This is a genomic window from Cupriavidus sp. MEYA8, assembly GCF_059278825.1.
In genome coordinates this window covers 1224790-1240726 of sequence record NZ_CM181221.1, presented here as the reverse complement: position 1 = coordinate 1240726, position 15937 = coordinate 1224790, and the positions used below count along the sequence as shown (strand labels likewise).

Below are 15937 nucleotides of genomic sequence, written 5' to 3'. Positions count from 1 at the left end.
GCGATGCGCGCCAACTCACCCGACAAAAAACTGCCGGGCGATCGCGATCTGCGCCGGATCGACAAAGGTTGGTGCATGCCCCACTTCAGGGACTTCCACCGAGCTCACATGCTTGCCGCGTGCCACCATCTCGGCGACGGTCTCGCGCAGCAGCAGGTCGGACTGCGCGCCGCGCACCACCAGCACCGAGGCTTCGATGGCCTCGAAGCTGCGCCACAGCGAGGCCTCGCCCGCCGCCACCGCTTCCGGCGTGGACTTGCGGAAGGGCACGGCCAGTTGCGGGTCGTAATGCAAGCCCCATTCCAGGCCGTCGCCGCCCTGCACCGGCTTCAGGATGGCGGCGTTCAGCTCGCGCCACTGCTCCGGCGTGTGGCGGCCGAACGACGCGCTGATGGTCTGCAGGTATGCCAGCCCTTCCTCAAAGGTCTTGAAGCGTACCGGCAGGCCCAGGTAGGCACCGATGCGCTCGACCGCCGACGGCGCGATCCTGGGGCCGACGTCGTTCAGCAGCAGCTTGCGCACCGGCGACTTGGGCAGCCCCGCCAGTCCCATGCCGATCAGCCCGCCCATCGAGGTGCCGAACCAGTCCACCTGCTCGACATTGAGCCGGGCGATCAGCGTGACCATGTCGGACACGTACTGCGGCACGATGTAGCTGTCCGGATTGGCCAGCCATTCCGAGCGGCCGCGCCCGACCACGTCGGGGCATACCACGCGATAGTCGCCGCACAGCGCGCTGGCGACGGCATCGAAGTCGCGGCCGGTGCGCGTCAGCCCGTGCGCGCATACCAGCACGCGCGGATTCGCGGGATCCCCCCATTCGTGGTAGGCCATGCGGTGCAGGCCCGCCGGACTGATGCACTGGACAAAACCGAGGCGCGGACTGGCAGACATCTGGACTCCCTGACGGACCCGGCCGGGACCGCGAAAAAGCGGCGCTGCCGGTGGTTGAGCAAAACTGGATTGTACGCCGCACCGGGTACAATGCCACAGCACACTGTCTGCGCCACCGCACGCGCCCGCGCGCCGATGCATGCCGGTGCGTGGCGGTGCCAGACCAGGCGGACCGGGCCACCCGGGCCGCCCTTTCCTTCCTGTGGAATCTCTCTCGACGGAGGCTTACATGCTCAAAGGCAAGACTGCTCTGGTGACTGGCTCGACCAGCGGCATCGGGCTCGGCATCGCAAAGGCACTGGCGGCCCAGGGCGCCAACATCATCGTCAATGGCTTTGGTGACGCGGACGCCGCAAAGAACGAGATCGCGCAGGCCGGCCAGGGCATCCAGGTCGGCTACCACGGCGCGGACATGAGCAAGGCGTCAGAGATCGAGGACATGATGCGCTATGCGCAGGCCGACTTCGGCGGCGCCGACATCCTGGTCAACAACGCCGGCATCCAGCACGTCGCCCCCATCGAGGACTTTCCCACCGAGCGCTGGGACGCCATCATCGCCATCAACCTGACCTCGGCCTTCCACACCACGCGCCTGGCGCTGCCCGGCATGCGCCAGAAGAACTGGGGCCGCATCATCAACGTGGCGTCGACGCACGGGCTGGTCGCGTCGGCACAGAAATCGGCCTACGTGGCTGCCAAGCACGGCATCGTTGGCTTCACCAAGGTGACCGCGCTGGAAACCGCGCAGACCGGCGTGACCGCCAACGCGATCTGCCCGGGCTGGGTGCTGACCCCGCTGGTGCAGAAGCAGGTCGAAGCCCGCGCGCAGAAGGAAGGCATCCCGGTCGAGCAGGCCAAGCGCGAGCTGGTGCTGGAGAAGCAGCCCTCGGGCGAGTTCGTGACGCCCGACGAGCTGGGCGCGCTGGCAGTGTTCCTGTCGTCCGACGCGGCACGCCAGGTTCGCGGCGCGATCTGGAACATGGATGGCGGCTGGGTGGCGCAGTAAGGATCTACGATGCAACGACGACGTTTTCTCGGCACCCTGGGCGCGCTGGCGCTCGGCACGATCGCGGTGGGCGCGCTGGGGCCTGCGGCCGATGCCTTCGCGCAGGCCAGGCCTCTTGCCATCGACGTCTACAAGAGCCCGCTGTGCGGCTGCTGCGAGGAATGGGTCAAGCACCTGCGCACCAATGGCTTCACGGTGACGGTGCATGATGTCGAGGATACCGGCGATTACCGCAAGCGCTTCGGCATGCCGGAGCGCTTCGGCTCCTGCCATACCGGCTACATCGGCGGCTACGCGATCGAGGGGCATGTGCCGGCCGCCGATATCCGCAAGCTGCTGGCCGCCAAACCCAAGGCAGTCGGGCTGGCGGTGCCGGGCATGCCGGTCGGCTCGCCGGGCATGGAACAGGGGCCGCGCAAGGATCCGTTCGACGTGCTGCTGGTCAAGGCCGACGGCGCGGCCTCGGTGTTCACCCGCTACAACAAGCCGGCGGCCTAAGGCGTCCGCCCCGCCGCCCTGCCGGATGCGCCGCCGCGCGTCCGGCCTTCCCTAAACCCCCGCAAGGCTTTCCAAAGCCGCTTCGACTTCCCGCCACACCGCCTCGGTCTCGCCCTCGGTGCATTCACCGTGCTGCCGCTTGACCGCCCCCAGCCGGTTCAGCACCAGGTGCTGGTCCGGCACCACGCCCACGTTTGCCAGGCAAGCCTGCACGCAAGCCAGCGGGCAGCCATCCAGCGCCAGGATCGGCCGGCCCGATTGCGCCACGCGCGTCAGCGCCGGCACGCCGCCGCCCACGCCGCTGATGCACGACATTTCGGCGCGGCCGCTGCGGTCCAGCCGCACCGCGCACGCATTGGCCAGTTGCGCCACGCTGGAGCAGCCAGAGCAGGCATACACCAGTGGCAGGGATCGGGTGGGAGAAGCCGGCATCGCGTACCTTCCGTCAGGACTTTGGTTGGCAGGACCACGCCTGCCGGGAAGCGGCCAGCATAGTGACTTGTGCGGCGGCGGGCCATTCGCCGATAGAGCTAGCCCGCACGGCCGATCGGCGTGGTCGGCAACACCAAATGAAAAAAGCCCTGTGGCGCAGTGCGCCACAGGGCCCGTCAGGCAATGGCCGAAGGCTTGCTTACAGCAACGGCGCCCCGGTCTTCGCCTGGATTTCCTCGCGGCTGACGCCCGGTGCGGTTTCGACCAGCTTCAGGCCTTCCGCAGTCACGTCCATCACGCCCAGGTCGGTGATGATGCGATTGACCACGCCCACGCCGGTCAGCGGCAGGTTGCACTGCTTCAGGATCTTGATGTCCTCGGTGCCGTCCTTCTTCTTGGCGGTGTGTTCCATCAGCACCACCACGCGGCCGACGCCGGCGACCAGGTCCATCGCGCCGCCCATGCCCTTGACCATCTTGCCCGGGATCATCCAGTTGGCCAGGTCGCCCTTCTCGCTGACCTGCATCGCGCCCAGGATGGCCAGGTCGATGTGGCCGCCGCGGATCATCGCGAAGGAATCGGCCGAGGAGAAGATCGACGAGCCCGGCAGCGTCGTCACGGTCTGCTTGCCGGCATTGATCATGTCGGCGTCGACTTCTTCCTCGGTCGGGAACGGGCCGATGCCGAGCAGGCCATTTTCCGACTGCAGCCACACTTCCATGCCCTCCGGCACCCAGTTGGCCACAAGCGTCGGCAGGCCGATGCCCAGGTTGACGTAGAAACCGTCCTGCAGCTCAGCCGCGGCGCGCGCGGCCATTTCGTCACGTGTCCATGCCATGATGCGTCTCCTTAGCTGGCCGCGCGCACGGTGCGCTGCTCGATGCGTTTTTCGGGATTGGTGTTCAGCACCAGGCGCTTCACGAAGATGCCGGCCAGGTGGATCTCGTCCGGGTCCAGCTCACCGGTCTCGACGATATGCTCGACCTCGGCAATGGTGACCTTGCCCGCCATCGCGCACATCGGGTTGAAGTTGCGCGCGGTGCGGCGGAACACCAGGTTGCCGGCCTTGTCGGCCTTGTATGCCTTGACCAGCGCCACGTCAGCCGTCAGCGAACGCTCCATCACGTACGTCTCGCCATCGAATTCGCGGACTTCCTTGCCTTCGGCGACGATGGTGCCGACACCGGTCTTGGTGAAGAAGGCCGGGATACCCGAGCCGCCGGCGCGCAGCTTCTCGGCGAGCGTGCCCTGCGGGGTGAATTCGAGTTCGAGTTCGCCCGCCAAGTACTGGCGCTCGAACTCCTTGTTCTCGCCCACATAGGACGAGATCATCTTCTTGATCTGGCGCGTGGCCAGCAACTGGCCCAGGCCGAAGCCGTCGACGCCGGCATTGTTGGAGATGCAGGTGAGCTGCTTGACGCCGCTGTCGCGCAGCGCGGCGATCAGCGCCTCGGGGATGCCGCACAGGCCGAAACCGCCAACGGCGATCGTCTGGCCGTCGCGGACGACGCCTGCAAGCGCTTCTGCGGCGCTGGCGTAGACCTTGTTCATGTTCGCTCCTTCCTCGGTAGTTCCTCGGGGTTCCGCTGTTGTGCTTCCGCCGCCCGCTTGTGCGGTGGGCGACGCAGGGAAATTGTAACGGTACAATCGGCGCAGTCGATGACGGGCGCCGTTTATCGTCCGACCGACAGCATACGCAAGCCCCGCCGGCTACGCCATTACGTAAAAATACATAAGTAGATGCCCGCCATCGACTACCAGACCGCTTTCCAGCTCGCCCCCGTGGGCCTGGTGCTGTCACGCGAGCGCGTGATCGAGGACTGCAACGAGGAAGTCTGCCGGATTTTCGGCACCACGCGCGAGGCGCTGCTGGGCCAGTCGTTCCAGGTACTCTACCCTACCGCCGACGAGTTCGAGCGCACCGGCGCCCGCATCGCGCCGATCATGAACAAGCGCGGGATGTATTCGGACGAGCGCATCATGAAGCGCGCCGGCGGCGAACTGTTCTGGTGCCACGTCACCGGACGCGCGCTGGACCGCGCGCAGCCGCTGGGCGCGGGGATCTGGACCTTTGAAGACCTGTCGCAGAAGCGGCAGGTGACGGCCGAGCTGACCGCGCGCGAACGCGACATCGCGGCACAACTGGTGGAAGGCAAGACCAGCAAGCAAATCGGCAAGCTGCTGGCGATCAGCCCGCGCACCGTGGATATCTACCGGGCGCGGCTGATGAAGAAGTATGGGGCGAGTACGTCGGTGGACCTGGTGCAGCGGCTGGTGAACCACTGAGGGTTAGCCTTCGATAATCGCCCGGATCTCCGGCGGCACCGGCACCGATTTCTCCACCGCATAATCGCACCACACGACCTTCGCCCCGCCCTCCGCCCACACCACGTCAGGCAGATCGGTACGCCGGATCTCCATGCGCGTTTCGAAACTGGTGCGCCCCAGTTGCCCCGCATAAACGCGGCATTCGATATTGCCCGGATAGCGCAGCTGCTTCAGGAAGGTCATATGCGCATTGATGATGACCGGCCCCTGCCCTTGCGCATCCTTGCCGCCGCGCCCCAGCGACGCGAACCACTCGATGCGCGCCTGCTCCAGGTACTGGAAGTAGACGGTGTTGTTGACATGGCCCATCGCATCCATGTCGCCCCACCGGATCGGCATGACCACCGTATAAACGTGCTTCATCTCAGCCTCCAAAGCAACAGGCCCGCCAACGCTGGCGGGCCTGCTGCATGACTTAGCGCTTGGCGATCGCGCCTTCGGCCTTGGTCACCAGGTCGGTGCCGATCTGCTTCTTCCACTTGTCGTAGACCTTGGCGGTCGCCTTGCGGAAGGCGTCATGCTCGGCCGGCGTCAGGTGCGTGACCTTGACGCCATGGCCTTCCATTTCCTTCCAGGCGGGCGCACCGGCCTCGGCCAGGCCCTTGCGGGCCAGCGCGATTTCCTGCTTGCCGGCGTCGATGGCGGCCTGCTTGACGATCTCGCGGTCGGCCGGGGTCCAGCTTTCCCAGATCTGCTTGTTGACCACGAAGATCAGCGGGTCAGCCACGTAGCCCCAGGTGGTCACGAACTTCTGGCCGACCGTGTACAGCTTGGCGGCGGCGAACACCGATTGCGGGTTCTCCTGGCCATCGACCGCGCCCGAGGCCATCGCCGGCTGCGCGTCGGCCCAGCTCATCTGCGTCGGGTTCGCGCCCAGCGCGTTGAAGGTCTCGATGTACAGCGGCGAGCCCACCACGCGCAGCTTCAGGCCCTTGAGGTCGTCCGGCTTGCGCAGCTCGCGCTTGGAGTTCGACACCTCGCGGAAGCCGTTCTCGCCCCAGGCCAGCGGCACCACGCCGGCCTTCTCCAGCGTGGAGAAGATCGACTTGCCGACTTCGCCCTGCGTCAGCGCGTCCAGCGCCTTGTAGTCGGGCATCAGGAACGGCAGCGAGAACAGGTTCAGCTCCTTGACCTGCGGCGACCAGTTGATGGTCGAGCCGACCGCCATGTCGATCACGCCCTGGCGGATCGCCGAGAACTCGCGGGTCTGGTCGCCGGCCACCAGCGAAGTGCCGGGGTACAGCTTGATATTGATGCGGCCGTTGGTGCGCTGCCTGACCAGGTCGGCCCAGATCTCGCCGCCCTTGCCCCACGGGAAGGCCGGGCCGAGCACCAGCGACATCTTGTACTCGGACTTGTAGGTCTGGGCCATCGCGCCGGCGGGGGCGAAGGCGGAAGCGGCAATGGCGGCGGCCGTTGCAAGCATCAGGGCACGACGTTTCATTTCATCTCCTCTCGGGAATCGTCAGTTCTTGTTTGTGAATGCAAAATGAAGTCAACAGCGATCAATAGCCGAGGTACTCCGGCAGCCAGGTCGCCAGCGGCGGATAGGCCAGCACCATCAGCATGGCGATGAACATCGCCAGCAGCATCCATATCACCCAGGGCACGGTTTCTTCCATGCGCACGCGGGCGATCCGGCACGACACCATCAGGTTCACGGCCAGCGGCGGCGTGAACTGTCCGAGCGCCACCTTCAGCGTCAGCACCACGCCGAACCACACCGGGTTCCAGTGGAAGGCATTGGCGATCGGCAGCAGCAGCGGCACGAAGATCAGGAAGATCGAGATGCCGTCGAGGAACATGCCAACCGTCATCAGCAGCAGCACGATCAGCGCCAGCACGCCGTATTCGCCCAGCCCGGAGCTGGCGATCGCCTGCGCCAGCGGATCGATCACGCCGAGCGTCGACAGCGCATAGGCGAAGATGCCGGCCAGCGCGACCACCAGCAGGATCACCGCCGAGGTCTCGGCCGCTTCCTGGAAGATCGTGAACAAGTCGCGCATGCCGATGCTGCGGTACACCACCATGCCGACGAACAGGCCATAGACCACCGCCACCACCGCGGCTTCGGTCGGCGTGAACCAGCCCGCGCGCATGCCGCCGAGGATCAGGAACGGCGCCACCAGGCCCCACGCCGCTTCGCGCAGGCTCTTCCAGAACGGGGGGCGCGGCAGCGCGGCTTCGGCGGCGCCCATGTTGTGCTTGCGCGCCAGCCACACCGCCGGCACGATCAGCGCCACGCCGGCCAGCACGCCCGGGATCATGCCCGCGGCGAACAGCGCCGGCACTGAAGCGCCCGGCACCAGCACGCTGTAGATGATGAAGGCCACCGACGGCGGGATCAGGATGTCGGTCGCGGCCGCCGCGCCGACCACCGCGGCGCTGTACGAGCCGGGATAGCCCGCGCGCGACATCGCCGCGATCATCACGCCGCCGACCGCGGCCGCGTTGGCCGGGCCCGAACCGGAAATGCCGCCGAGGAACATCGCCACCAGGATCGCCACCAGCGGCAGCATGCCCGGTCCACGCCCGACCACGGCAATGGCGAAGGTCACCAGCCGCTGCGCCACGCCGGAACGGTCGAAGATCGACCCCACCAGCACGAACATCGGAATCGCCAGCAGCGGATACTTGGCCAGCCCCGCGTAGAAGTTCTGCGGCACGGCCAGCAGGCCGAACATCTGGGTGTCCAGGTTGGACAGGCCGATCGCGACCAGGCCACCCAGCCCCAGCGACACGCCGATGGGCACGCCCAGCAGCATCAGGCCGATAAAGACCACGAACAGGATGATGGCAACCAGCGTCATTGCAAACGCTCCTTCGCCACCCGGTTCTGTTCATGCAGCGCCTTGAGAGCACGCACGTTGCGCAACGCCAGGCCCAGCGCGCGCAGTGCGATGCCGGCCGACAGCACCGGCAGCCAGATCGAGTACCACCAGCTCGGCACGCCGATGCCGGGCGAGGTTTCGCCGAAGGTGTACTCATCCCACGTAATGCGCGCGCCCAGCACCGCCAGCGCGACGAACATTACAGCCACCGCCAGTGCCGACAGGATCGCCAGCCGGCGCTGGCGCGCCGCGCTGCCGCGCTCAAAGAAGAACTCGATGCGGATATTGCGATCGCGCGCCACCGCGGCGCTGCCGGCAACGAGCGCCAGCACGATCATCAGGAAGACCGAGAATTCCTCGGTCCAGGCAAACGACTCGTCGGTGAAATAGCGGACGACCACGTTGGCGAAGGTGATGCCGACCAGCAGCAGCATCACGATCACGCCAATCCAGTCCTCGAGGCGGGGTGAAACCCGGAATTCAGCGTCCTGCGCTTCGTCTGCCGCCCGCGGGATCACCGCGGAATCGACGACGTGTTGCGGCACGGCATTGCGCCGTGCCTCTTCTTGTTGCTCCATCTCCCCGGCCTCCGGTCCAGGGCCGCTTGGGCCAGGCGGCCACTGCGGCATTTTTTGCTTGTATGTAAAGACTTAGTCTAAAGACATGGCGGATTATGCCAAGACTGGCACACCGCGCATCAACTTTCTTTGATTGGAAACTGGAAGCCGCGCTCGAAAGCCCGCCCCAAGGGGACCGGATAAAGCCCTGGGGGGGCCAATGGTGGTGCTCCGCCGCACGCTTGTGGCGCGCGGGCGGCAAGCGGGCGGCGCGGCGCCGGCGGCCGGGCTCAGACCATGCCGTCGTCAGCGGTGATCACCGCGCCATTGATGAATTGCGACTGGTCGGAAGCCAGCAGCAACAGCAGGCCGTCGAGGTCGTCGGGCTTGCCCAGGCGCTTGCGCGGCAGCATCTGGATCAGTTTCTGGCCGGCGTCCGAGTCCCAGTGGTGGTGGTTGATCTCGGTATCGATATAGCCGGGACAGATCGCGTTGGTATTGATGCCGTGGCGCGCCCATTCCAGCGCCATGGCCTTGGTCATGTGCACCACCGACGCCTTGCTCATGCAATAGATGCCGATCTGCGACAGCACCTTCAGGCCCGCCACCGATGCGACATTGACGATGCGCGCCTGCGGCAGCGGGGTGCCGTTCTTTTCGGCGCCCTTGGCCCGCGCGATCATGCGCTTGGCGACTTCCTGCGCGACGAAGAAGGCGCCGCGCGTATTGGTGTCGAAGACGAAATCAAAATCGTCGGGCGTGACGTCGGTCAGCTTCTGCGTGGTCGACACGCCCGAATTGTTGACCAGGATGTCGATCGAGCCGGCTTCGGTTTCCGCATGCGCCACGGCGGCGCGGATGCTGTCTGGATCGGTGACGTCGAGTCGCACCACGTGCGCGCTGCCGCCCTCGGCCTCGATCGCCGCACGCAGTTCCTTGAGGCGCTCGGTGCGGCGCGAGGCCAGCACGACCTTGGCCCCGGCGGCGGCCAGCACCGTGGCAAAACGCGAGCCGAGCCCGCTCGATGCGCCGGTCACCAGCGCTACCTTGCCTTCCAGATTGATCGACAAACCCATGATGACCTCTTGTGCGGGCGCCCCTCCAGCCTCTTCGGGTGCGGAAGGCGGCATACCAGAAAAAAGAACGACCGTTCCAAAAAAATCCTTGCCTGTGGGTGGCGAGTCCCGGACAATGCCGGAGATTCTAAGAACTTGGCCTGCAAAGGGAAAGAGGGAAAACGAGCGATCCGGCCGGCTATCGGCCGCAAACAGCCGTCAAAATCCCTTCCGGTGCCCCGCCGGCTCAAGTTCGAGCAGAACGATCACCGCACTTCCCACAATTGCATAGCTAGCAGCAAAGAAATAGAGGGTTAGAGACAATGGATCAGCAACAGCTCCTGGAGCAGTTCGGCCCGCGTGAAGCCATGGAATACGACGTGGTCGTGGTCGGCGGCGGCCCCGCCGGCCTGGCCACGGCCATCCGCCTGAAGCAACTCGCGCAGGAGAAAGGCAGCGACGTCAACGTATGCGTGCTGGAAAAGGGTTCCGAGCCCGGCGCGCATATCCTGTCGGGCGCCATCATGGATCCGCGCGCCCTCAACGAGCTGATCCCGAACTGGCAGGAGCTGGGCGCGCCGCTGAACCAGCCGGTCAGTGAAGACAAGTTCCTGTTCCTGAACGAGTCGGGCTCCAAGGGCACGCCGCCGGCGCTGCTGCCGGAGTGCTTCCACAACCACGGCAACTACATCATCAGCCTGTCGAACTTCGTGCGCTGGCTGGGCCAGCAGGCCGAGGCGCTGGGCGTCGAGATCTTCCCGGGCTTCCCGGCCGCCGAGGTGCTGTACAACGAAGACGGCTCGGTCAAGGGCGTGGCTACCGGCAACATGGGCATCAACAAGGAAGGCGAGCCCACCGACAACTTCCAGCTCGGCATGGAGCTGCATGCCAAGTACACCATCTTCGCCGAAGGCTCGCGCGGCCACCTGGGCAAGCAGCTGATCGCCAAGTTCGGCCTGGACGCCGGCAAGGATCCGCAGAGCTACGGCATCGGCCTGAAGGAGCTGTGGGAGATCGACCCGGCCAAGCACAAGCCCGGCCTGGTGGTGCACACGGCCGGCTGGCCGCTGGACCCGGCCACCTACGGCGGCTCGTTCCTGTACCACATGGAAGACAACAAGGTCGCGGTCGGCTTTGTGGTCGGCCTGGACTACACCAACCCGTGGCTGTCGCCGTTCGAGGAATTCCAGCGCTTCAAGACGCACCCGGAAATCCGCCAGTACTTCGAAGGCGGCAAGCGCCTGTCGTACGGCGCGCGCGCCATCACCGCCGGCGGCCTGCTGTCGCTGCCCAAGACCGTGTTCCCGGGCGGCGCGCTGGTCGGCTGCGATGCCGGTTACCTGAACGCCTCGCGCATCAAGGGCAGCCATGCCGCGATCAAGACCGGCATGCTGGCCGCCGAGGCCGCCTATGACGCGCTGCAGGGCGGCCGCCAGCACGACGAGCTGACCGCCTACCCCGCCGCGTTCGAGCAGAGCTGGCTGTACAAGGAACTGCTGCAGGCCAAGAACTTCAAGCAGTGGTTCAAGAAGGGCCGCACCACCGCCACGCTGATGACCGGCATCGAGCAATGGCTGCTGCCCAAGCTGGGCATCCGCAACCCGCCCTGGACCATCCACCGCGTCAAGCCGGACCATGTGTACCTGAAGCCGGCGGCCGAGTGCGAGAAGATCGCCTACCCGAAGCCGGACGGCAAGCTGACCTTCGACCGCCTCAGCTCGGTGTTCATCAGCAACACCAACCACGAGGAAAACCAGCCGGCGCACCTGACGCTGAAGGACGCCAGCGTGCCGGTCAGCATCAACTGGGACAAATTCGCCGGCCCCGAGTCGCGCTACTGCCCGGCGGGTGTGTACGAGTTCGTGCAGGACGAGACCTCGGGCAAGGAACGGCTGCAGATCAACGCGCAGAACTGCGTGCACTGCAAGACCTGCGACATCAAGGACCCCACGCAGAATATCGTGTGGGTCACGCCGGAAGGCGGCGGCGGTCCGAATTACGTCGGCATGTAAGGCCCCCGGCGCGCAAGCGCCCGGCGCATGGAACGGCACCGGTTTCCCGGTGCCGTTTTTTTATTGGCGGGCTGCGCGCAGGCTACAGTGGCAGGCGCGTCGTGGATAGCAGCTGCTCGTAGATGTAGCACTGCAGCAGCGTCATCTCGCGCTCCGCCAGCAGGTCGAAAGCCACGCCGAAGGCAGGGAAATCGCCGTCGTCCTGTCCGGCCGCGCCTGGTGCCACCCTGACCCAGCCGTCGACGATGACTTCGCTGTCGAACGACGCGGCCCGGAGCTGGAAGCGCAGCCGCACGCGGCTGCCCGGCGCGGGCGACGGCGCGGTGGTCTGCACCAGCGCACCGCCGGTGCTGAGGTCGGACAGCAGCGCCAGCCGCGCCGTGCCCGCCCGCACCGCGACGGCCACGCCATGAACGCCGTCGTCGTCTTCCGGAGGCTCGGTCAGGTATGCCGCCAGCCGCGTCGGCACGCGCGCCGCCTTGCGGACCGGGGTCGCGTGCAAGTTGGTCGGCGCCGACAGCACCAGGTAGCGGAACGGGCTGCGGCAGACCGCGGTGATGGTCGAGGTAAAGCTGTGGATCGCCTGTCCGGAGAAGCCGCGCAGCAGCACGGTGTCGCCCGCCTGCAGCGCCAGGTCGCGCCCGCCCAGTTGCGGCCAGGTCACGAACAGCCCCTGCTCGATAAAGCCGATCAGGCGGCTGGCGGCGGCGCGTGCGGACTCGCCTTCATGCTTGATGTGGAGCAGCGTGCCGACCTGCAGGCCAACCGGCCCTGGCGCGGTGCGCATGCCGGTGTCGGCATCAGTATCGCCGCTGTCGTCGCTTTCGCTGCCATTACCCGCGCGGCAGAGCACGCCGTGCCGGAACACCAGGGCGAGGTCGCGCGCATCGGGAATGACGCTGCCGCTGCCGAGCACCAGGTTGCCGTCGCCGTCGAGCAGCGACCAGGGCAGCGGGTGTCCGACCGGAAGATCGTTGGGAGTGAGCTGGATCATGGCTGTTTGCAAAGGGCCCCGCGTTTGTCGCCGCGCGCGGAGCATGGCAAACCCACGGCGGAGGTGCCGGGCAGCATCCGCCACCTGTATCCGGATTCTATCGGCCGCGGGCCGCAGAAGTTAAGCAAATACCGGTGGGTCTAGGCCGCCATGTGTAGCACCGCCCATTGCGGAAAGCTTGACTCGCGACAACTTCGGTACCACAATTGCACAAAAGCTGTCTTACAGCCTGACATATCTGCCCATGACCCTGCACCGCCCGCCCTCGCTGGCCAGCCGTATCGCCCAGTCCTTGCACGACGACATCCTCGCCGGCCGCTACGCCGCGGGCGGACGCCTGCCCGCCGAAGCCACTCTGGCCGACACCTTCGGCGTAAGCCGGCCGATCGTGCGCGAAGCCATCGCCCAGCTCAAGGCCGACGGCGTGCTGGTCACGCGCAAGGGCTCTGGCGCCTTTGTTTCGGAAACCCCGGGCGGCCAGGCCTGGCGCGTGGCGAGCGCGCCGGACGGCGGGCCCACGCTGGCGCAGCTGTTCGAGTTGCGCCGCGTGGTCGAGACCGCCTGCGCCGAGATGGCGGCCGAGCGCCGCACCACGGCCGATGTCGACGCGATCCGTGCCGCGCTCGCAGCCATGCAGGCGCAGGCCGACGGCCATGGCGACATGGCCAGCGCGGCCGCCGCCGACATGGCTTTCCACCACGCCATCGCCGAGGCCGCACACAACCCCTGCTTCACCGGCCTGACCGATTTCGTCAGCCAGCAGATGCTGGCGGCACGCCAGCGCGCGTGGGAGAACACCGCGCGGCTCGGCGCCGCCACCGGCGCCCCGCGCGCCGCCGACACCGAGCACGCGGCGCTGGCCGACGCGATCGCCGCCGGCAATGCCCCGGCGGCGCGCGAGGCCGCGCAACGGCACCTGTCCGCGGCGGCCGCGCGGCTGGGCCTGGCGGGCTGAATCCCGCCACACGGCAACCAGCACTGCAACAAACCACAGCAACAAGGAAACGAGCATGGAAAAGGTGGACTGCGTCGTCATCGGCGCCGGTGTCGTAGGACTGGCAGCCGCGCGCGCCCTCGCGCTGCAGGGCCGCGAGGTGATCATCCTGGAAGCGGAAAACGCCTTCGGCACCATCACCAGCGCGCGCAACAGCGAAGTCATCCACGCCGGCATCTACTATCCCGCCGGTTCGCTGAAGGCAGACCTGTGCGTGCGCGGCAAGGCCATGCTGTACGACTACTGCGCCACGCACCACGTGGCGCACCAGCGCTGCGGCAAGCTGATCGTCGCCACCAGCGCGGCGCAGGTGGCGACGCTCGACGGCATCCGCACCAAGGCGGCGGCCAACGGCGTCGACGACCTGCGGCTGCTCTCGCGCGACGAAGCGCAGGCGCTGGAGCCGCAGCTGCAATGCCATGCCGCGCTGCTGTCGCCCTCCACCGGCATCGTCGACAGTCACGGCCTGATGACCGCGCTGCTGGGCGATGCCGAGAACGCCGGTGCGGTGCTGGCGGTGCAGTCGCCGGTGCTGGCCGGCGCGATCACGGCGGACGGGATTCGGCTGGAAGTGGGCAGCGAAGATGGGGGCGCCACCACGCTGCTGGCGCGCACGGTGGTGAACTCGGCCGGCCTGACCGCGCCGGAACTGGCGCGCCGCCTCGACGGCATGCCCGAAGCCCATATCCCGCCGCAGTACTACGCCAAGGGCTGCTATTTCACGCTGGCCGGACGCGCGCCGTTCTCACGGCTGATCTATCCGGTGCCCGAGGCCGCCGGCCTGGGCGTGCACCTGACGCTGGATCTCGGCGGCCAGGCGCGCTTCGGCCCCAACGTGCGCTGGATCGACGATATCGAGTACAGCGTAGACCCGGCCGATGCCGACAGTTTCTATGACGAGGTGCGCCGCTACTGGCCGGGACTGGCCGACGGCGCGCTGCAGCCGGGCTATGCCGGCATCCGCCCCAAGATCAGCGGCCCGCACGAGCTGGCGGCGGACTTCCGCATCGACGGCCCCGCCGTGCACGGCGTGCCGGGGCTGGTTCACCTGTTCGGCATCGAGTCGCCGGGGCTGACCTCGTCGCTGGCGATCGCCGAGCGCGTCTGCGCCGCGCTGGCCTGAGCCGCATCGCCGCCTGCCGCACCCTCCGCGCGGAAGCTCATCGCCGCGCAGAAGGCGCCGGCCGCCGCGGCCACGGCGGCCAGCCCGAAGGTGTGTTGGGGCGCCAGCGCATTCCAGGTCCAGCCCATCACCAGCCCGCCGAGCGTGCCGCCGACGCCGTAGGAAATGCCCGTGTACAGCGCCTGCCCGCGCCCCTGCAACGGGCCGGCGAACCATGCCTGCAGCCGCTTCAGGCTGGCGCTGTGGTGCGCGGCGAAGGTGGCCGCGTGCAACACCTGCACCAGCGCCATCAGCCAGGCAAACTGCGCGAAGTAGCCGGTCAGGCCGAAGCGGACCGCCGCCAGCACAAAGGTGCCAGCCAGGATGGTGCGCAGCGCGAAGCGCGCGAACAACAGGCCCTGGTAGTAGAAGAAGACGATCTCCGCGACCACGCCGATGGTCCACATCACGCCGATGGCGAACTTGCTGTAGCCAAGCTTCTCCAGCCACAGCGAATAGAACACGTATAGCGCGGCATGCGCGAACATCATCAGGAAGGCCGACGCCAGGAACCACGCCACGTCAGGCCGGCGCAGCAGCGGCAGCGCGCGCGGCGCGGGCATGCGCGGCCCTTCGTCGGCGGCATCGCGCATGGTCAGCACCACGCCCGCCAGGATCGCCAGCAGGCCGCTGGCCACCCACGGGAACGCACGCATGCCAACCGCCTCGAACAGCGCCCCGCCGGCCAGCACCGCGCCGATAAAGCCGACCGAGCCGAACATGCGGATGCGGCCGTAGCTATGATCGAAGGCGCCATGGCGGCGCAGCGTGGAGATGGTGAGGGCATCGCCCAGCGGCGACATCGCGCTGGTGAGCAGGCTCAGCGTCAGCATCATCGCCATCATGCCGCCGTAGCTGCCCACGCCGGGCAGCATCAGGAACGCCAGCAGCGAGGTGAACGCGCTCACGCGCAGGATGCGCACGCGCGTGTGCATCACGTCGGACAGCCAGCCCCACAGGTAGGGCCCGACGATGCGGCTGACCTGGAAGCTGGCCATCAGCACGCCGATCTGCACCGGGTTGAAGCCGCGATCGGCGAAATACAGGCTCACATACGGCGAGATGACGCCGACGTAGCCGTAGTAGCCGAGGTAGAAGAGCCCGAAGCGGGCATAGTCCGGGCGAGCGGCGCCCGTCGCGCCGCCAGCCCCACGGAAGGTGGCCAACTCAGCGC

Annotated in this window: 17 protein-coding genes; 6 read left to right on the top strand and 11 right to left on the bottom strand. The window is 67.2% G+C overall.

Features of this window, described 5'->3' with window-relative positions:
- Positions 1–15 precede the first annotated feature (15 nt).
- The gene (gene phaZc / locus AC5WJ1_RS05780) at positions 16–894 is read right to left on the bottom strand and encodes a 3-hydroxybutyrate-oligomer hydrolase PhaZc (protein WP_133097447.1); all 879 of its coding nucleotides are present in this window, start codon (positions 892–894) and stop codon (positions 16–18) included.
- A gap of 229 nt (positions 895–1123) precedes the next feature.
- On the opposite strand from phaZc, the gene AC5WJ1_RS05775 reads away from it, so the two are divergent.
- Together AC5WJ1_RS05775 and AC5WJ1_RS05770 are read left to right on the top strand one after the other, a co-directional pair.
- Complete coding sequence (locus AC5WJ1_RS05775) at positions 1124–1900, top strand: 3-hydroxybutyrate dehydrogenase (RefSeq protein WP_133097448.1); 777 nt, start codon at positions 1124–1126, stop codon at positions 1898–1900.
- Positions 1901–1909: 9 nt separating this feature from the next.
- Positions 1910–2398: a DUF411 domain-containing protein gene (locus tag AC5WJ1_RS05770; protein WP_135704987.1), complete on the top strand. Its 489-nt coding sequence runs from the start codon at positions 1910–1912 to the stop codon at positions 2396–2398.
- A gap of 51 nt (positions 2399–2449) precedes the next feature.
- Here the strand turns inward: AC5WJ1_RS05770 and AC5WJ1_RS05765 are convergent, their stop codons facing one another.
- The 3 genes from AC5WJ1_RS05765 to AC5WJ1_RS05755 all read right to left on the bottom strand — a co-directional run bounded on the left by AC5WJ1_RS05765 (position 2450) and on the right by AC5WJ1_RS05755 (position 4381).
- A complete protein-coding gene (locus AC5WJ1_RS05765; protein WP_133097450.1) occupies positions 2450–2830 on the bottom strand; it encodes a putative zinc-binding protein in 381 nt (126 codons plus the stop codon).
- Between the two features lie 199 nt (positions 2831–3029).
- Entirely contained in the window at positions 3030–3668 is a 639-nt protein-coding gene (locus AC5WJ1_RS05760) for a CoA transferase subunit B (protein WP_133097451.1), read from the bottom strand.
- An 11-nt stretch (positions 3669–3679) separates the two neighbouring features.
- On the bottom strand, positions 3680–4381 hold the full coding sequence (locus AC5WJ1_RS05755; protein ID WP_063238512.1) for a CoA transferase subunit A: 702 nt from the start codon (positions 4379–4381) through the stop codon (positions 3680–3682).
- Between the two features lie 189 nt (positions 4382–4570).
- On the opposite strand from AC5WJ1_RS05755, the gene AC5WJ1_RS05750 reads away from it, so the two are divergent.
- Positions 4571–5116: a PAS and helix-turn-helix domain-containing protein gene (locus tag AC5WJ1_RS05750; protein WP_133097452.1), complete on the top strand. Its 546-nt coding sequence runs from the start codon at positions 4571–4573 to the stop codon at positions 5114–5116.
- A 3-nt stretch (positions 5117–5119) separates the two neighbouring features.
- On the opposite strand, the gene AC5WJ1_RS05745 is transcribed toward AC5WJ1_RS05750, so the two are convergent.
- From AC5WJ1_RS05745 to AC5WJ1_RS05725, 5 genes are all read right to left on the bottom strand, one after another.
- Entirely contained in the window at positions 5120–5521 is a 402-nt protein-coding gene (locus AC5WJ1_RS05745) for an acyl-CoA thioesterase (RefSeq protein ID WP_133097453.1), read from the bottom strand.
- Between the two features lie 52 nt (positions 5522–5573).
- Positions 5574–6602 carry a DctP family TRAP transporter solute-binding subunit gene (locus tag AC5WJ1_RS05740; RefSeq protein ID WP_135704986.1) on the bottom strand — a complete coding sequence of 343 codons (1029 nt, stop codon included), beginning with the start codon at positions 6600–6602 and terminating at the stop codon, positions 5574–5576.
- Positions 6603–6663: 61 nt separating this feature from the next.
- On the bottom strand, positions 6664–7968 hold the full coding sequence (locus AC5WJ1_RS05735; RefSeq protein WP_195429556.1) for a TRAP transporter large permease: 1305 nt from the start codon (positions 7966–7968) through the stop codon (positions 6664–6666).
- Entirely contained in the window at positions 7965–8567 is a 603-nt protein-coding gene (locus AC5WJ1_RS05730) for a TRAP transporter small permease (protein WP_133097455.1), read from the bottom strand. The genes AC5WJ1_RS05735 and AC5WJ1_RS05730 overlap by 4 nt, the downstream gene beginning before the upstream one ends.
- A 269-nt stretch (positions 8568–8836) precedes the next feature.
- Positions 8837–9622, bottom strand: a complete 786-nt coding sequence (locus AC5WJ1_RS05725; RefSeq protein ID WP_133097456.1) for an SDR family oxidoreductase — start codon at positions 9620–9622, stop codon at positions 8837–8839.
- A 302-nt stretch (positions 9623–9924) separates the two neighbouring features.
- Here AC5WJ1_RS05725 and AC5WJ1_RS05720 point away from each other — a divergent pair, with 302 nt between their 5' ends.
- Positions 9925–11613 (top strand): electron transfer flavoprotein-ubiquinone oxidoreductase, encoded by a 1689-nt coding sequence (locus tag AC5WJ1_RS05720; RefSeq protein ID WP_133097457.1) that lies wholly within the window; start codon positions 9925–9927, stop codon positions 11611–11613.
- An 82-nt stretch (positions 11614–11695) separates the two neighbouring features.
- Here AC5WJ1_RS05720 and AC5WJ1_RS05715 read toward each other — a convergent pair whose 3' ends face one another.
- Positions 11696–12607 carry a flagellar brake protein gene (locus AC5WJ1_RS05715; protein ID WP_135704984.1) on the bottom strand — a complete coding sequence of 304 codons (912 nt, stop codon included), beginning with the start codon at positions 12605–12607 and terminating at the stop codon, positions 11696–11698.
- Between the two features lie 244 nt (positions 12608–12851).
- Here AC5WJ1_RS05715 and AC5WJ1_RS05710 point away from each other — a divergent pair, with 244 nt between their 5' ends.
- Together AC5WJ1_RS05710 and AC5WJ1_RS05705 are read left to right on the top strand one after the other, a co-directional pair.
- Entirely contained in the window at positions 12852–13562 is a 711-nt protein-coding gene (locus tag AC5WJ1_RS05710) for a FadR/GntR family transcriptional regulator (protein WP_195429558.1), read from the top strand.
- 55 nt (positions 13563–13617) lie between these two features.
- The gene (locus tag AC5WJ1_RS05705) at positions 13618–14724 is read left to right on the top strand and encodes an NAD(P)/FAD-dependent oxidoreductase (RefSeq protein ID WP_195429560.1); all 1107 of its coding nucleotides are present in this window, start codon (positions 13618–13620) and stop codon (positions 14722–14724) included.
- Here the strand turns inward: AC5WJ1_RS05705 and AC5WJ1_RS05700 are convergent.
- A complete protein-coding gene (locus tag AC5WJ1_RS05700) occupies positions 14646–15929 on the bottom strand; it encodes an MFS transporter (protein WP_195429562.1) in 1284 nt (427 codons plus the stop codon). The two genes, AC5WJ1_RS05705 and AC5WJ1_RS05700, sit on opposite strands and share 79 nt — an antisense overlap.
- Positions 15930–15937: the final 8 nt, after the last annotated feature.

What these genes read in the sequence shown, in the direction of transcription:
- phaZc (WP_133097447.1), bottom strand. Translation starts at nt 894, where the DNA reads ATGTCTGCCAGTCCGCGCCTCGGTTTTGTCCAGTGCATCAGTCCGGCG.
- AC5WJ1_RS05775 (WP_133097448.1), top strand. Translation starts at nt 1,124, where the DNA reads ATGCTCAAAGGCAAGACTGCTCTGGTGACTGGCTCGACCAGCGGCATC.
- AC5WJ1_RS05770 (WP_135704987.1), top strand. Translation starts at nt 1,910, where the DNA reads ATGCAACGACGACGTTTTCTCGGCACCCTGGGCGCGCTGGCGCTCGGC.
- AC5WJ1_RS05765 (WP_133097450.1), bottom strand. Translation starts at nt 2,830, where the DNA reads ATGCCGGCTTCTCCCACCCGATCCCTGCCACTGGTGTATGCCTGCTCT.
- AC5WJ1_RS05760 (WP_133097451.1), bottom strand. Translation starts at nt 3,668, where the DNA reads ATGGCATGGACACGTGACGAAATGGCCGCGCGCGCCGCGGCTGAGCTG.
- AC5WJ1_RS05755 (WP_063238512.1), bottom strand. Translation starts at nt 4,381, where the DNA reads ATGAACAAGGTCTACGCCAGCGCCGCAGAAGCGCTTGCAGGCGTCGTC.
- AC5WJ1_RS05750 (WP_133097452.1), top strand. Translation starts at nt 4,571, where the DNA reads ATGCCCGCCATCGACTACCAGACCGCTTTCCAGCTCGCCCCCGTGGGC.
- AC5WJ1_RS05745 (WP_133097453.1), bottom strand. Translation starts at nt 5,521, where the DNA reads ATGAAGCACGTTTATACGGTGGTCATGCCGATCCGGTGGGGCGACATG.
- AC5WJ1_RS05740 (WP_135704986.1), bottom strand. Translation starts at nt 6,602, where the DNA reads ATGAAACGTCGTGCCCTGATGCTTGCAACGGCCGCCGCCATTGCCGCT.
- AC5WJ1_RS05735 (WP_195429556.1), bottom strand. Translation starts at nt 7,968, where the DNA reads ATGACGCTGGTTGCCATCATCCTGTTCGTGGTCTTTATCGGCCTGATG.
- AC5WJ1_RS05730 (WP_133097455.1), bottom strand. Translation starts at nt 8,567, where the DNA reads ATGGAGCAACAAGAAGAGGCACGGCGCAATGCCGTGCCGCAACACGTC.
- AC5WJ1_RS05725 (WP_133097456.1), bottom strand. Translation starts at nt 9,622, where the DNA reads ATGGGTTTGTCGATCAATCTGGAAGGCAAGGTAGCGCTGGTGACCGGC.
- AC5WJ1_RS05720 (WP_133097457.1), top strand. Translation starts at nt 9,925, where the DNA reads ATGGATCAGCAACAGCTCCTGGAGCAGTTCGGCCCGCGTGAAGCCATG.
- AC5WJ1_RS05715 (WP_135704984.1), bottom strand. Translation starts at nt 12,607, where the DNA reads ATGATCCAGCTCACTCCCAACGATCTTCCGGTCGGACACCCGCTGCCC.
- AC5WJ1_RS05710 (WP_195429558.1), top strand. Translation starts at nt 12,852, where the DNA reads ATGACCCTGCACCGCCCGCCCTCGCTGGCCAGCCGTATCGCCCAGTCC.
- AC5WJ1_RS05705 (WP_195429560.1), top strand. Translation starts at nt 13,618, where the DNA reads ATGGAAAAGGTGGACTGCGTCGTCATCGGCGCCGGTGTCGTAGGACTG.